Source organism: Aeromonas sp. ASNIH7 (assembly GCF_002903485.1).
In the GTDB taxonomy this organism is placed as follows: domain Bacteria; phylum Pseudomonadota; class Gammaproteobacteria; order Enterobacterales; family Aeromonadaceae; genus Aeromonas; species Aeromonas caviae.
On the sequence record NZ_CP026226.1, the window covers coordinates 3393971 to 3406794 of the forward strand.

19 protein-coding genes are annotated in these 12824 nt (G+C 58.7%); 6 read left to right on the forward strand and 13 right to left on the reverse strand.

The genetic code is table 11. The features are described from left to right. Positions 1–357: 357 nt before the first annotated feature. Genes C2U47_RS16030 through C2U47_RS16045 form a run of 4 tightly spaced genes read left to right on the forward strand, consistent with a single transcriptional unit; the run spans position 358 to position 2307 of the window. On the forward strand, positions 358–858 hold the full coding sequence (locus C2U47_RS16030; RefSeq protein WP_199766814.1) for a hypothetical protein: 501 nt from the start codon (positions 358–360) through the stop codon (positions 856–858). 19 nt (positions 859–877) lie between these two features. Further along, positions 878–1522: a hypothetical protein gene (locus C2U47_RS16035; protein WP_103261712.1), complete on the forward strand. Its 645-nt coding sequence runs from the start codon at positions 878–880 to the stop codon at positions 1520–1522. 34 nt (positions 1523–1556) lie between these two features. Continuing rightward, on the forward strand, positions 1557–2036 hold the full coding sequence (locus C2U47_RS16040; RefSeq protein WP_199766815.1) for a putative molybdenum carrier protein: 480 nt from the start codon (positions 1557–1559) through the stop codon (positions 2034–2036). Continuing rightward, entirely contained in the window at positions 2023–2307 is a 285-nt protein-coding gene (locus C2U47_RS16045) for a hypothetical protein (RefSeq protein ID WP_103261714.1), read from the forward strand. The genes C2U47_RS16040 and C2U47_RS16045 overlap by 14 nt, the downstream gene beginning before the upstream one ends. Positions 2308–2332: 25 nt before the next feature. Here C2U47_RS16045 and C2U47_RS16050 read toward each other — a convergent pair whose 3' ends face one another. The 10 genes from C2U47_RS16050 to C2U47_RS23790 all read right to left on the reverse strand — a co-directional run bounded on the left by C2U47_RS16050 (position 2333) and on the right by C2U47_RS23790 (position 7423). Then, positions 2333–2773, reverse strand: a complete 441-nt coding sequence (locus C2U47_RS16050; protein ID WP_103261715.1) for a hypothetical protein — start codon at positions 2771–2773, stop codon at positions 2333–2335. Positions 2774–2894: 121 nt separating this feature from the next. Further along, positions 2895–3452, reverse strand: coding sequence for a recombinase family protein (locus tag C2U47_RS16055; RefSeq protein WP_003100847.1), 558 nt, complete (start codon positions 3450–3452; stop codon positions 2895–2897). Next, the gene (locus C2U47_RS16060) at positions 3446–3817 is read right to left on the reverse strand and encodes a hypothetical protein (RefSeq protein WP_003100853.1); all 372 of its coding nucleotides are present in this window, start codon (positions 3815–3817) and stop codon (positions 3446–3448) included. The genes C2U47_RS16055 and C2U47_RS16060 overlap by 7 nt, the downstream gene beginning before the upstream one ends. After that, the gene (locus C2U47_RS16065) at positions 3814–4314 is read right to left on the reverse strand and encodes a hypothetical protein (protein ID WP_003100856.1); all 501 of its coding nucleotides are present in this window, start codon (positions 4312–4314) and stop codon (positions 3814–3816) included. The genes C2U47_RS16060 and C2U47_RS16065 overlap by 4 nt, the downstream gene beginning before the upstream one ends. Continuing rightward, positions 4311–4637 carry a hypothetical protein gene (locus C2U47_RS16070; protein WP_003100858.1) on the reverse strand — a complete coding sequence of 109 codons (327 nt, stop codon included), beginning with the start codon at positions 4635–4637 and terminating at the stop codon, positions 4311–4313. The genes C2U47_RS16065 and C2U47_RS16070 overlap by 4 nt, the downstream gene beginning before the upstream one ends. 254 nt (positions 4638–4891) lie before the next feature. Next, a complete protein-coding gene (locus C2U47_RS16075) occupies positions 4892–5248 on the reverse strand; it encodes a cupin domain-containing protein (protein ID WP_003465043.1) in 357 nt (118 codons plus the stop codon). 236 nt (positions 5249–5484) lie between these two features. Further along, complete coding sequence (locus C2U47_RS16080) at positions 5485–5871, reverse strand: HepT-like ribonuclease domain-containing protein (RefSeq protein WP_003100872.1); 387 nt, start codon at positions 5869–5871, stop codon at positions 5485–5487. Next, complete coding sequence (locus C2U47_RS16085; protein WP_016487057.1) at positions 5868–6134, reverse strand: nucleotidyltransferase family protein; 267 nt, start codon at positions 6132–6134, stop codon at positions 5868–5870. Before C2U47_RS16085 ends, C2U47_RS16080 begins: the two co-directional genes overlap by 4 nt. A gap of 158 nt (positions 6135–6292) precedes the next feature. After that, positions 6293–6868, reverse strand: coding sequence for a recombinase family protein (locus tag C2U47_RS16090; RefSeq protein ID WP_001173919.1), 576 nt, complete (start codon positions 6866–6868; stop codon positions 6293–6295). Positions 6869–6994: 126 nt separating this feature from the next. Next, entirely contained in the window at positions 6995–7423 is a 429-nt protein-coding gene (locus tag C2U47_RS23790; RefSeq protein ID WP_021140470.1) for a type II toxin-antitoxin system YafQ family toxin, read from the reverse strand. Between the two features lie 599 nt (positions 7424–8022). On the opposite strand from C2U47_RS23790, the gene C2U47_RS16105 reads away from it, so the two are divergent. Together C2U47_RS16105 and C2U47_RS16115 are read left to right on the forward strand one after the other, a co-directional pair. Then, the gene (locus C2U47_RS16105; RefSeq protein WP_004099027.1) at positions 8023–8511 is read left to right on the forward strand and encodes a YkgB family protein; all 489 of its coding nucleotides are present in this window, start codon (positions 8023–8025) and stop codon (positions 8509–8511) included. A 557-nt stretch (positions 8512–9068) separates the two neighbouring features. Further along, the gene (locus tag C2U47_RS16115) at positions 9069–9563 is read left to right on the forward strand and encodes a MarR family winged helix-turn-helix transcriptional regulator (RefSeq protein ID WP_004099028.1); all 495 of its coding nucleotides are present in this window, start codon (positions 9069–9071) and stop codon (positions 9561–9563) included. Between the two features lie 396 nt (positions 9564–9959). On the opposite strand, the gene C2U47_RS16120 is transcribed toward C2U47_RS16115, so the two are convergent. The 3 genes from C2U47_RS16120 to C2U47_RS16130 are packed head-to-tail and all read right to left on the reverse strand — an operon-like array spanning position 9960 to position 12813. Then, positions 9960–10985, reverse strand: a complete 1026-nt coding sequence (locus C2U47_RS16120; protein ID WP_004357654.1) for a zinc-binding alcohol dehydrogenase family protein — start codon at positions 10983–10985, stop codon at positions 9960–9962. Beyond that, positions 10985–11674 (reverse strand): peptide-methionine (S)-S-oxide reductase MsrA, encoded by a 690-nt coding sequence (gene msrA, locus C2U47_RS16125; protein ID WP_425267728.1) that lies wholly within the window; start codon positions 11672–11674, stop codon positions 10985–10987. Before msrA ends, C2U47_RS16120 begins: the two co-directional genes overlap by 1 nt. Next, on the reverse strand, positions 11581–12813 hold the full coding sequence (locus C2U47_RS16130; RefSeq protein WP_004357650.1) for a bifunctional alpha/beta hydrolase/OsmC family protein: 1233 nt from the start codon (positions 12811–12813) through the stop codon (positions 11581–11583). Before C2U47_RS16130 ends, msrA begins: the two co-directional genes overlap by 94 nt. Positions 12814–12824 lie beyond the last annotated feature (11 nt).

Sequence of the window (12824 nt, forward strand, 5' to 3'; positions counted from 1 at the left end):
CCACGCTCTATAAGTGCACCCGCTATGAGTGACATTTCTTTTCTCTCGACATAGAATGAGCCATATGAGTAGCAATGCGGGAGCAGATATGGCGAGTGTTTGGAAAACGGCTGGATTGGGCGTTGCTGCAGCTCTAGGGAAAGTGCGAACAAGTATCCCACGAACAAAAAATGAAAATTTTAGTCATTTAATATCAATGAGTTACCAGTAAATGCTCTCGTGCCATATGACTTATTCGCACCTTCCCTAGCTGTTCCTGTCGCAGGGCTTTCTGGTCTTGCTAGTGTTGGTCTTACATTGATTCTTTTGCTGGCTGCGTTTGGCTTCGGTCCCGCGCGCTCGTCGCAGGAATCGATTTTGGGGCTGCTGACCAGTGAGTCCATGTTCTATTTGTTGGTTTCGCTTGCGATCTTTACGTTATCTTTTTGCTTTCTGGCCTACCTTCGATCGCGCTGCCAAGCGCTGGTCGCCAAAATCAACGCTGAACTGGGTCTTCTATTCGATGCCGGCCATCTTCTTGGTTACCCCGCTCCTGGTTTCGTGGTTTTCGACTGCTCCCATCGCAAGCTTGCTGTCTGTTCGGTTGTCGACGAAACCTGGCGCATCTATGACTTTTCTTGGTTGCTCGGATGGCAAATGACTTGGCGTGAAGTTGAGCGCATGGAGATGAATGGGGGGAGTCGTCAGGTCAATGCTAGCGGCATGAGCGTCCCAACTTTCCAGCGTACTGTGCGAGCAAAGAATTTCGCTATTGAACTGCAAGTGGCTGATCCTCTGCAGCCACGGCTCTATTTTCCGATGAGTCGTCGAGCAGCTGAAAGCTGGTGTGCGCGGCTTAGTGCCATCTTCAACAATTAAACTCTTGCGAGGGATTGCGATGAAAATACATTCAAGTGTACTGCTTTTACCATTTTTGTTAGCTGGCTGCGCTGCAACTGATATGCAAGGTGCGTTCAATTCGTTGAACAGACTCGGCAAAACCACTGGTTCAAGTCAGAGTGAAATGGCACCCATAACAGCCTCTGTAGGTAATAGCATATTGCGAACACCACTCCACAATGCATTGCGACAAAACCTTTCAGCAGATGGTCGTGCGCTAGAATGGCCCAAGGTGGTGATCAACAATCTGCAGATCCCTGCCGATCAAATGACCTTAACCCGCAGTCTAAAACTCAAGGCGAGCGACTGTATCCAATTCGATGCTGTACTTTGGCATGATGCCAAGCGTTCCGAGCGATTTGACAAGGTATCGCTCTGCGCATCAGAGTTGCCCAAGCAATCGAATAACTTTGTATTGACTTGGAAAAGTTTCTCTATATCTGGAGATACCACTGGCCAAGTTCGCGGCGAGGGGCCTGTGCCACCCTACAGTAAGCTGCCAAGTGATCCTGTTATGGAGCAGTGGTTGATGAACCAGTTTGGACTTTATTATGTTGGATCCTTGCTGACGCTGGTCGGGTATGATCCTAACTTCACGGTTGATGATCGTCGATTCTGGATACGTAATTTGGCAACACAATAGGTTCGCGTTAGCAATCTGCTCTGGAGAGTTGCAAGTGAAGCCGATAAGACAGGTGATATCAGGTGGGCAAACTGGAGTAGATCGTGCGGCGTTGGATTTTGCCATCGCCAATAGGATCAAGCATGGTGGTTGGTGTCCCCAAGGGCGCAAAGCTGCGGACGGCGTGCTTGATCCTAAATATGTTCTGCAAGAAACAGAATCGCCGGGGTACAGTCAGCGAACTAAACGCAATGTGCAAGATAGCTCGGGCACCCTGATTGTCTACCGAGATATGCTGATTGGCGGCAGTCTGCTCACGAAGAGGTTCGCACTTCAATTGAGTAAACCTTGTTTCGAGTGGGCGTTAGATCGTCCTTTTAATGAACAGTACCCCGGATTTTGCGTTTGGTTGCAACAACACCAGATTGAGATCCTTAATATCGCAGGGCCAAGCGAAGCTAGAGCCAAAGATATTTATCGTGATAGCAGGGTTCTGCTGCAAGAGATCTGGAGCAATATGAATGAAGAACAATGACATTCGGTGTGGAACCTTATCGGTTTATTCAGGGGAGCTGACGATAAGGCCTGAGCTGGATGTGGCGATAAGGGTTCTAGGTCATCAACCTTACGCTGCAATACCCAGTCAGGATCAAGAAGGAGCCTGGGAGTTATGGGTTGCTTATGGTGGCGACTCGTCGCATCGAACTATTTGTGGAATGAACAAAACCTATGCAAGTCAAGAAGAGGCGTTAGCCGCCGGAGCTTCCTGGCAAAAAGATAAAATGGTCGACAAAACATCTCGTTAATCAGGGGGCGTCGCCCCCCGAACAGTTAGAATCCTGCGCGTTTGAAAAGCCAGGCCCCATCTGACTGTTTGACCAGTTCGTAGCGATACTCTTTGCTTTCATCGCTTGCGCCAGACACATAGACCCCGCGGAATGCAATGGCATTTTTCGCAGGCATAGACCAATTATCAAGCCGCGCAACATTCAGACACTGCTCTTGCGGGTGATAGTGCATACCACTCATCGGTGCCAATACACTATAAGACACCCCCTCCATCAGATAGGGGCCTAGGTATTTACCCGGGTTGGTGTCAGGGAAGCAGGCTAATGTGCCAATAACCTTCTTGATAGTTGGTTCAGCCTCAGCTCTTGCCGCCAAAAGATTTTTGTCTGTTGTAGCGGTCTTGAGTTGCATGTCCAACGCTTGGATCTGAGCTGCAGTAGGTTGAGCAGTTGGTGCGCCGGATAGGGTATTGCTATTGCTCACCGCATTTGCTCCTTGAGCTGGAGCTGCCAATACCTGGTTTACGCCCGCCAAGGTATCGTTGACCTTTTTTAATTCATTTGCACAACCAGGGGTCGTCTCAGAAAACGGAAAATAAAGCACGCTAAGCGTGCGTGGAGGCTGGCACCCAGCGGTACAGCGTCGGAATGGACACGCCGAGGTTCTTGGCCACGTCCTTGGGCGGCACCCCGCTGGCCAGCAGCTTCTTGGCCGACTCGATCTTGCTGTCGGTCATCTTCGGCTTGCGGCCGCCTTTGCGGCCGAGCTGCTTGGCGACTTCCAGCCCGGCGCGGGTGCGCTCGACGGTCAGCTCGCGCTCCATTTCGGCAAGGCTCGCCATGACGTGGAAGAAGAACCGCCCGGATGGTGTGCCGGTGTCGATGGAGTCGGTGAGGCTCCTGAACTGGACACCGTGCTTGTGCAGATCGCCGACCAGATCGACCAGTTGCTTGACCGACCGGCCCAGCCGGTCGAGCTTCCAGACGACCAAAGTATCGCCTTCGCGCAGCATTTCGAGCGTCTTGGCCAAGCCAGGCCGGTCTGCCCGCGTGCCACTCACCTTGTCCTCGAAGACCTTTTTACATCCGGCCTTGCTCAAGGCTTCGCGTTGCAGCTCCAGGTTCTGATCCTGCGTCGAGACGCGCGCATAGCCAATCAACATGGCTTGTCTCGCGCCCGGTCGATGCGTTCCTGCATCGCCTGCATCACTTCTTCGTGGGTGTACGATCTGGCGTTGGCGTCGGTGGCTTGCCGCAGGGCTTCCTCAACCTCGCGCGTCATCCGCTCGTAATCCTCCGGCCACAGCGCTTGCTCCATGCGCAGCGACGCCTGACCCAGCAGGTGCAGCAGGCTGAACAGCCGCATGTCGTTGGTGGCGACGATGCGCTCCCGAATCTGCTCCTGAATAGCTTCGCTAGCCCGATGCGCTTGTGGTGTGGCAGTCCCCTCGTAGTCAGCGGGGAATTCCGCTTCCTCGGCAATCCTTGCCCAGGCGCTGGCCAGCGCCTCGATGGTTGACGTGCTCATTTCCGCCGCTCCTGTGCTCTTTGGCGAATCAACCGGCCAAGGGGCCTCGACGCGAAAACCAGCAGCATCACGCCTATCGGATACCAGGTCGAGAAGACCACCAAGGCATCGAAGGCTGGCCGTCCGGTGTTGGTAGGCAGTACGGCGGTCACAGCCATCAACCCGCCGACCGTCCAGATGATGCGCCACACGTAGGGCATCACGCGGGGCACGTAGCCGTCATCGAAAGCGGTCTGGTAGTAGCGGCGCAGGCCGCGCTCGGCAAGCGCCTGGCGCTGCCGCTCCGACAGCGCATCCGTCCGGCCATACCAGCGCCGGAATGGTGGACAGCGCAGCAGCAAAGGGGTGAAGAGGATCATCACCGCCACGATCGCGACACCCCACGCCATGACGGCGCCGGCATCGGGCCGCTTGGCGTTCTCGATCACGGGCGCGAAGACGCCCGGAGCACCGATCATCCAGAACAGCGCAATGTGCTGATGGAAGGAGAGCTTCATTTGCTCATCCACTTGCGCAGCAGGCGCTTTTTCAGGGAGGCGCGTTCTTGCGGGTTGCGTCCCTTGTGATTGGCGATGCGATCCGCCGTGGCGGCCTGGCGCTTGACGGGCCAGTAGGAGCGGCCATCCTTGCCCATCGACCAGACGCTGCTGGCCTGGTTTTCCAGCAGGGGCAGATGGGCGCTCAGGGCTTCGGGCGACGCGCTGGTCAGCGCCGTGCGCTCACGGGTGCGCCAGCGCTGATGCCAGAGCTTCTTGTCCTCGCGCTCGCTGCCGCAGGTCGTGTGCCCGACGATGGGTGTTTTGCGGCGGCTGCGGCTCATAACGTAGTGGTCTCCAAGAACATTCAGGACTGATCCCAGGCGTCGATGGTCAAGACCTGATCGGCAGGACAGGCGGCTACGCGGTCGGGAACTGGATGGTGTTCAGTCTCATGCCGACCCCATTCGATTGATCGCGTCGCTTGCGGCACGCTGCGACGCAAGGAGGTTTGCGACCTGGTTTAGCAGCCGTGTCCGCTGCATGTCTGTTACCTATCTCCCCGACCGCTCATTGGACCAACTCCAGAGATTGGGCTCTATCGCTCAGCCAATACGAAACCGGCATTGGCTGATGCCACAACCGAGACGAACACAAATGGCTCGGTACCTGTATTTCGCGCCCCGTGCACTTGGCCCGGTCTTGCCACGGCTATCTCACCTTCCCTGAGGGCACGAACAATCCCATTGCCCTGAAAGTAATCAGCCATTCCCGACAAAACAGTCCACGTGTCTTGGCCGTGAGGATGAATGTGAGCCGCAATTTCCTGCCCGGGATGGACATGCCAAACCACGATAATTGAGTCTCGGGTTTCAAGCACAACGGAACGAATAGGCTCGCCTTCGGACGGCTGAACATACTCGGCTACAGAAAATATTCTCGATTCAACAGTCATCGGAGATCCCTCTTTCACAGTGCCCCCAGACAGGCTGGATATGAGTTCTAACTCGAATTTGAACGGGAGGCTGGTCGTGCGGTCGTGCAGTTGCCGATGAGCGTGTCGGCTGCTGCCTCCTTGCCCACCAGCGAACTCACGTCCGTTGCGGCCATCCAGAAGGTCTTGCCCGAGCGCGGCTCATAGGTCGCGGGATCGAACACGCCAGAGGGGCCGAACATCGGCGGCTTGATTGGTCATGGCTCCATGCCTTTGTCGTTACGGTCTTCATCGTCGGCATCCTGACGCACGGCGGGCAATTGCTGGAGCAACGCCGGCAGCCATTCCTGTACCGTCTCCCACACCACATCGAGGTTGATGTCGAAATAGCCGTGAGCCATGCGATTACGCATATTGCGCATGCTGCGCCACGGCACGTCGGCATGCGCCTGGGTGAACTCGACGTAGCCATCCATCACCTTTGTGGCCGCCTCGCCGATGACGATCAGGCTCATGATGACGGCCTGCTGGGTGCGCTTGTCGGCCAAGAAGTCGTCCTTGGCCATCCCTTCCACGAAGCTGCGCGCATCGGTTGCGGCCTGCTGAATGTGGTCGAGGTAATCGGGCAGGCGGTTCTCGCTCATATCGGTTGCGCCTCCGCGAGCACCTTGGCCCGGAACTTCGGCGGCAGGTCGCCGGGAGTCAGCAGATCGACGTCAACGCCGAGCAGCGATTTCAGTTCTTCTTCCAAATCGCCCAAGTCCAACAACGTGGCACCGGGCAGCGCATCGACCAACAGGTCGAGGTCGCTGCCATCCCGGTCGGTGCCATGCAGCACCGAGCCGAAGACGCGCGGGTTCGCGGCGCGAAAGCGGCCTACCGCTTCACGCACTGCGCTTCGCTTCATGTCAAGCACAACAGACGGTCGCATGCGCATCCTTTCTTATCGAAACTCGTTGAGATGATATGCAATCAAGAATAGAATTTCAAGAACTATTTTCGAGAATCGCAATGCCTTGATTCCCGTGCCGCGCTGTCGTTTTCAGAAGGCGACTGCACGAAATATCAGGAGTCGGCTGCACTGCCAGAACTGGCCGCCTGCAAGGCAGCGTAGAGAGCTGTTTTTCCTACCTTGAGGCGTGCGGCGGCCTCGCGGACATTCAAGCCGTTGGCGACAAGCTCCCGCGCTCGTTGCAACTTGTCGGCAGTGACAACCGGCTTGCGTCCGCCTTTGCGCCCGCGTGCGGCGGCAGCGGTCAACCCGGCCTTGGTGCGCTCGCGGATCAGGTCGCGCTCGAACTGGCCCAGCGCACCGAACACATGGAAGATGAGCCGTCCGCCCGGCGTGGTGGTGTCGATGTTTTCAGTCAACGAGCGGAAGCCGACGCCCCGTGCTTCCAGCTTGCCGACCGTCTCAATCAGGTGCGGCAGGGAGCGGCCAAGCCGATCCAGCCGCCAGACGACCAGCACATCGCCATCGCGCAGATAAGCCAGCGCATCGGCCAAGCCGGGCCGGTCTGCCTTGGCCCCGGATGCCGTGTCCTCGAAAACCCGTTCGCAGCCTGCATTGCGCAGCGCATCCGTCTGCAAGGCGGTGTCCTGTTCCGCCGTCGATACCCGCGCATAGCCGATGAGTGCCATTTCCGCCAATTTGTCCGTTATACCGTCCGCCTATCTTATTGTCCGTCATCCCGTTGCGCAAGATGTTTTCGGACAGGCGTCCGGTTTGGCCGCCTAATGATCGTTTGGCGGACAAGGCGACTGGCATCAGCCGAACAGCTCGCTATGGGAGCCAAGCCGCGCCAGTCGCAGGGTGTCGGCGTCGGACTTGCGGTAGATCAGCAGCAGGTCGGGCTTGATGTGGCATTCGCGGTAGCCCGCCCAATCGCCGGAAAGATCGTGGTCGCGGTATCGCACATCCAGGGGCTGATCGGTCGCCAGCGCGACCAGAACCGGCTTGAGGTCATCATTCGTGCAGCGGACTCCTGATACTGTTCGTTCAATAGACGACTGCACAACAGCCTTCAAACCGCGTTGTCTGGTGCAGTCGTCTTCTGAAAATGACAACAGCTGCACACGTCGGCTGACGGTGGATTGCGATATCGATAGGCGCTCCGCCGCTCGGCGGAAGCTGCCGGCCTCGGCGACCTGAACGGCGTACTTCAGGTATCGGAGATCAAGAGTCAGGTCGGGCATGAGACCCGTCCGATCATACCGGCGGTCTCATCGGCGAACCGCCTGCGCCCGGTGAGCGGCACCCATGCACGTCCACTTTCATCGAGCCCACCCCCGCTAGCGCCTGGGGAACGAGCACGTCCGTTGATCTCAGATGTGGAATCCGAGCTGAGCCCCTCAATGAGCATGACCATGTCCGAATCTGTCATAGATGCATGCGGCGGTCATACATTTTCACACGCTTGAAGTCTATGCGCGAAGCATATATTCTTGCGGTATGGAGCCTGAGGTCGCCAAGTACCATTTAGGTGCACTCGCGTTGGCCGTTGCAGACAGCATCGCCAGTGTCTCGGCCTCGTTTTCACCAAGCGGCCCGGGGACCGCCGTGATGGTGTTACTCAGCATGGAGCCCGGACTGCCGATCAGCGTTTTGGCTACCTCGATCGGGCTTTCTCATGCCGGGACGGTGCGATTGATCGAGTGAGGCAGCGAAGCGCGAGCCAGCCGCTCGACATATCTCGCTTATTAGTATATGCGTCGCGCATATACTGCAACGCCTGCCCGAAGCACGTAGACGACGTTCGTGACGTTCCCACGGGACCACTGTTGAGGAATTTTAGATGAGCATTTTCGACCGTTATGAATTTCTTGTCCCCGAGCACGGTCGGAGGGATCTTGGCCTGCTTAGATGGGCTCTCGTGATCGTATTTCTGTGGTTCGGCGCGATGAAGTTCACAGCGTACGAGGCCTATGGTATCGCCCCGTTTATCGAACACAGCCCGATCATGAATTGGCTCGGCATGTTCGGGACGCAGGGGCAAAGCTATTTCATCGGCGTTATCGAGTTATCGACCGGTCTCGTTCTGATCCTTGGTGCATTTCGTCCACTCTTCTCTGCGCTAGGCGCACTAATGTCAGCAGCGACCTATCTGATCACGCTGACCTTTTTCATCACCACTCCAGGTGTCGCGGAGCAGACTGCCGGCGGCTTTCCTGCGATTTCGGCTGCACCAGGGCAGTTTCTACTGAAGGACGCAGTTCTGCTAGCGGCGTCCCTCGTGCTGCTGCGTGCTTCGGTCCGCCACAGAGGGGCGCTTGTGCTCTCGTGACTGTGGTCCTCTCGTGACGGCGGGCGTGCAAATCCTGCAGAACCTCCGCGGGGCATGGATGCTCCGTCGCGATATCGAGCCCGGAGGCGCTCAGCTGCATGGCGACGCGGTCTTCGCCCGTTTCGCCGCAATCCCCGACGTCGTGGAGCACGGACTGTTCCTCAATGGGATTGATACAATCGTGATCGCGCGCGGTGACACGATGGAAGTGCGACGCCGGGGGCAAGCTAGGTCTCGCTGATCTGCACCTGCGCGGCCTGGATGACAGCGCTGACGCGGAGTGATTCTCGGGCGCGACCTACGGCGATTCCGAGCGAAAAGGCTTGCCCTATAGCCGCCAGGTATCAACGGTTCCGCGGCCTTAACGAGCCGGACCCGTTTTTTTCGGCGCGCTCGATCAGTCGAAATCCTCCGAAACCCTTCTAAAACAGGACATTTTCCACAAGCCGCGCGGAGGAAGAGGACCACGGTATGGCTTGCTGTCTATGCTCCGCGCACATATAGATGTGGCAATGGATGGACCTCGAGATCGAAACATTTTCGGGGCGTTCGCACTCATGATCAGCGACGACATCGTTCGCGCTAGTTCATCGCGGGCGCCGGAAGCTGGACCCGCCGCCTCAGCGCTGGCGTTGCTCGCGCACAAGCCCGGGCTCTCGATCCGTATGCTTGCGATCGGGGTGGGCCTTTCACATGCTGGAACTGTTCGCCTGGTGGATAGATTGGTAAGCGAGGGATTGATCGAGCGTAGGGAGCATTCGACAGACGGGCGCGCGCGATCCCTCTATCTTACTCCAACTGGCAAGGTCGCGAGCGACGAGGTCCTGGCCTCGCGCGATCAAGTGATTGCCGAAGGGCTATCGATCCTTAATCCAGACGAACTGAAAACCTTATCGGACATCGCTGAACGCGTTCTCCGAAATCGCTTGGAAAACCTCGAGCAGTCATACCGCATCTGCCGCTTGTGCTGCTACGAGGGCTGCACGAACTGCCCCGTCGATGCCGAATTGCATGAGCGAGGTGTGGACCGCGAGAAGAACGACGACGCGTAGGAGACTCGCAATTGCGGCAGCTCAACGCTGCTCAGATGGCGGGGCTTCATAATGTCAGCGAGCCTACCATCAGCCGCATTCTTTTGGCTACGCGTCAAGCCGGCCGATCGGGCATGGCGGTCTCATTCTAATATGTCGGTGATCGCCCCACTTTTAGCCGCTCAATTGATCGGAACGCGGTTTCGGAAGCGGCCGTTCAAACCACTCGCTGCATTCCCATTTCTCTATGTCCGATAGGTAGTTTCGGGGAAAAGCAGTCGGGAACAGGTTTCGGGAACGCATGCTCCGGCAGGAGCGCAGCGCGCGTCCCAAACGCGTTTTCCCGGTAGAGCTTCCCAATCGGCAAAGTGCGGGCCACCTCAGACTGCGAACGCGAAAAACCGCCTGGCTGGTCACTCAAGGCAGGGTAACGACGATTTTCGCTGCGGATACACCCGCCTTCAGGGCTTCCAAGGCAGCCTGGAGCATTTCAAGGCCCTGGCCCACGATCTTCGCCGGAGGGGCGGGGACGAACGTGCGCGCCGCGAGAGCCTGCGGCAGGAATTCGCGGTAGATCATTGGACCAACCTCGTCATCCTTGAGGCTCGTCCCGGAGATGTGCGTCGCCTCGACTCCAAATGAACGCTCGTCGGGCGGGGCCAGCGTCGCTGCCACCCGGCGCGAGCCCTCGCATCTCGCAACTACGGCAAAACAGTCTTTCATGTGACCGGTCGCGTGAAGCGTTCCAGCGAGACTGCGCCCGCGCATTGCCTCAATCACGTCTTCCACGATGGCTGGACTCGAGTGGTCAAGAACCTCGCTTGCACCCAGCTCCTTCAACAGGCCGACGTTGCGCGCCGAAGCGGTGGCGACGCACCTGTAGCCCGACGCCACCGCGAGCTGGATGGCGTTGCAGCCAACGCTCGACGATCCACCCCAGACCAGAACGACCTCTGGACGCGCGGTCGGCGAGTGTAACGGTGGCGCGAGAGCCAACTGTGTCCGTCCGTAGAGCCCGCTTGCGGCGGTGCCAAGGCCAAGCGGGAGGACTGCCGCATCAGCGAAGGCAATGTTGTTGGGGATCGGCGCCGCCATGTGGTCCAGCACGATCGTGTGGTGCTGGAACGCACCCTGCGCAGGTTGATTTACGGTTGTCCCGACCGCCTGTCCGATGACTCGATCGCCGACCTTGAACCGCTCGACCGCGCCACCGACCGCCGCGACCTCACCGGAGACGTCGCTGCCGAGAATCGCGGGATAGTCGAGCCATGGCAAAAGCGCGACGTCCTGCAGAATCCAGTCGAGTGGGTTGATCGCGATGGCCGCGTTGCGGATCAATATCTCGTTCGCCGCCAGATGCGGCAGAGCGGTGACACCGATCCTCAGTGGCTGCCCCGGCGCTTTCTGCCAGGCGGCCTGATTAGTCACGGTTTCGGTCATCATCAACTCTTTCTGTCAAGTATTACAGCTGGGCGTTCGTCTGAGCGGTCCAACCGCCAGGTCGGGCGCACGAAGTGGCAGCTATAGCCCCCAGGATAGCGCACCAGGTATTCTTGGTGCTCTGGCTCCGCCTCCCAAAAGGGTTCTTCTGGGTTGATCTCCGACACGACCGGGCCTGGCCAGCTTCCTGATGCCTCGATTTCCGCGATGGTTGTGAGGGCGACTTCCTTCTGCACTTCGGTGGTGTAGAAAATCGCCGATCGATAGCTCGGACCGACATCGCTGCCTTGTTGCTCGTAGGTCGTGGGGTCATGTATCTGGAAGAAGAGTTCCAAGAGCGAGCGATAGGCGAGAACGGAAGGGTCGAAGGTCACTTCCACTGCTTCCGCATGGCCGTAATGTCTCGCGTAGGTCGGATCAGGCATTTCTCCGCCTGTGTAACCGACACGCGTCGAAATGACTCCCCTGGCTCGGCGCAGCAAATCCTCCATGCCCCAGAAGCAGCCGCCTGCGAGAATTGCTCGCTCTGTCGCGGCCGCCCTATTGCCGGTAGGCGATTGGCTCACAGTCCGTTCGCCCTCCTCCGTGTGCGCCACGGTCAAGCCAGCCTCGCGGGATCCGCAGCCTGACTGGCGCTCAAGAGCTCGGTCTGCACGTCCGAACCCCGGATGAGACTCAGATCGACGGGACACCGATCAGCGATCGCGAGGATCCGAGCGCGCTGATCATCACTCAGCGGCCCATCGAGGACAATGGTGCGGGTGAACCGGTCGGGTGGCATCATGTCCGGCACCTTCTCGTGCTGCACGGTCGTGCTCGCCCGTTCGAGCGGAAAGCCCTTGCGGTTCGCATAGAGACGCATCGTCATCACCGTGCAGGCTGCGAGGCCGGCAGATACGAGTTCGTAGGGAGATAGTCCGGTCCCGAGGCCACCGACCGATGCTGGCTCGTCGGCGAACAGAGTGTGCTCGCCGCTGCGGACCTTGAGCTGGAACGTCCCTGCAAGAGTTTCGGTGGAGACGACGCCCTCCGCAACCTCGACCTGCGGAAGATCCGCGCTGAGTGGTGGGAGAAAGCGGCTCGCCCAAACCGCCACCATGGCCGCGGCGTAGTTCGCGTCCGCGACGTCGGTGAGAAGGTGATCCGCGTTGTCGAGCGAGATGAAGCTTTTAGGGTGCCTGGACGCGACGAAGATGCGCGACGCGTGGTCGATGCCGACCACCTGATCCAGCGGAGAGTGCATGACCAGCACCGGCCGTCGCAGGGAGGCAATGGCCTTCTCGACGTCGATCCCCTCAACCGCCTCAAGGAACCCTCGGCGAATGAGGAAGGGCCTACCGGCAATCTCCACCGAGGCCTCGCCCTCGCTCGCGATGGTGTCCAGATCATTCGGTCCGAAGAGGCGCAAGATATGCTGAAGGTCGGCCGGCGCACCAATCGTCGCTACCGCCGCAATATCAGGCATGTCGGCGGCGGCTACGATCGCAGCGGTGCCACCCAGGCTGTGCCCGACGAGGAGGGACGGTGACATGCCCGCCGCCGCCATCGCATTTGCGGCGGCCCGAAGGTCCTCGACGTCCGACGCGAAGTTCACAGGTTCTCCCGTCCCACCGCCGATCCCGGTCCCGGCGAAATCGAACCTCAAGACCCCGATGCCCGCACGCGACAGCGCGCGCGAGATGTGAACAGCGGCGCGACTGTCTTTCCCGCACGTGAAGCAGTGGGCGAAGATCGCCCAGCCCCGCGGCGTCCCTTCCGGCGGTTCGAGGTGCCCGGACAGCGGAGAGCCAGCCCCACTGACAAACGTAAATGATCTTCCTGCCATGTCCATCAAACCTCCAG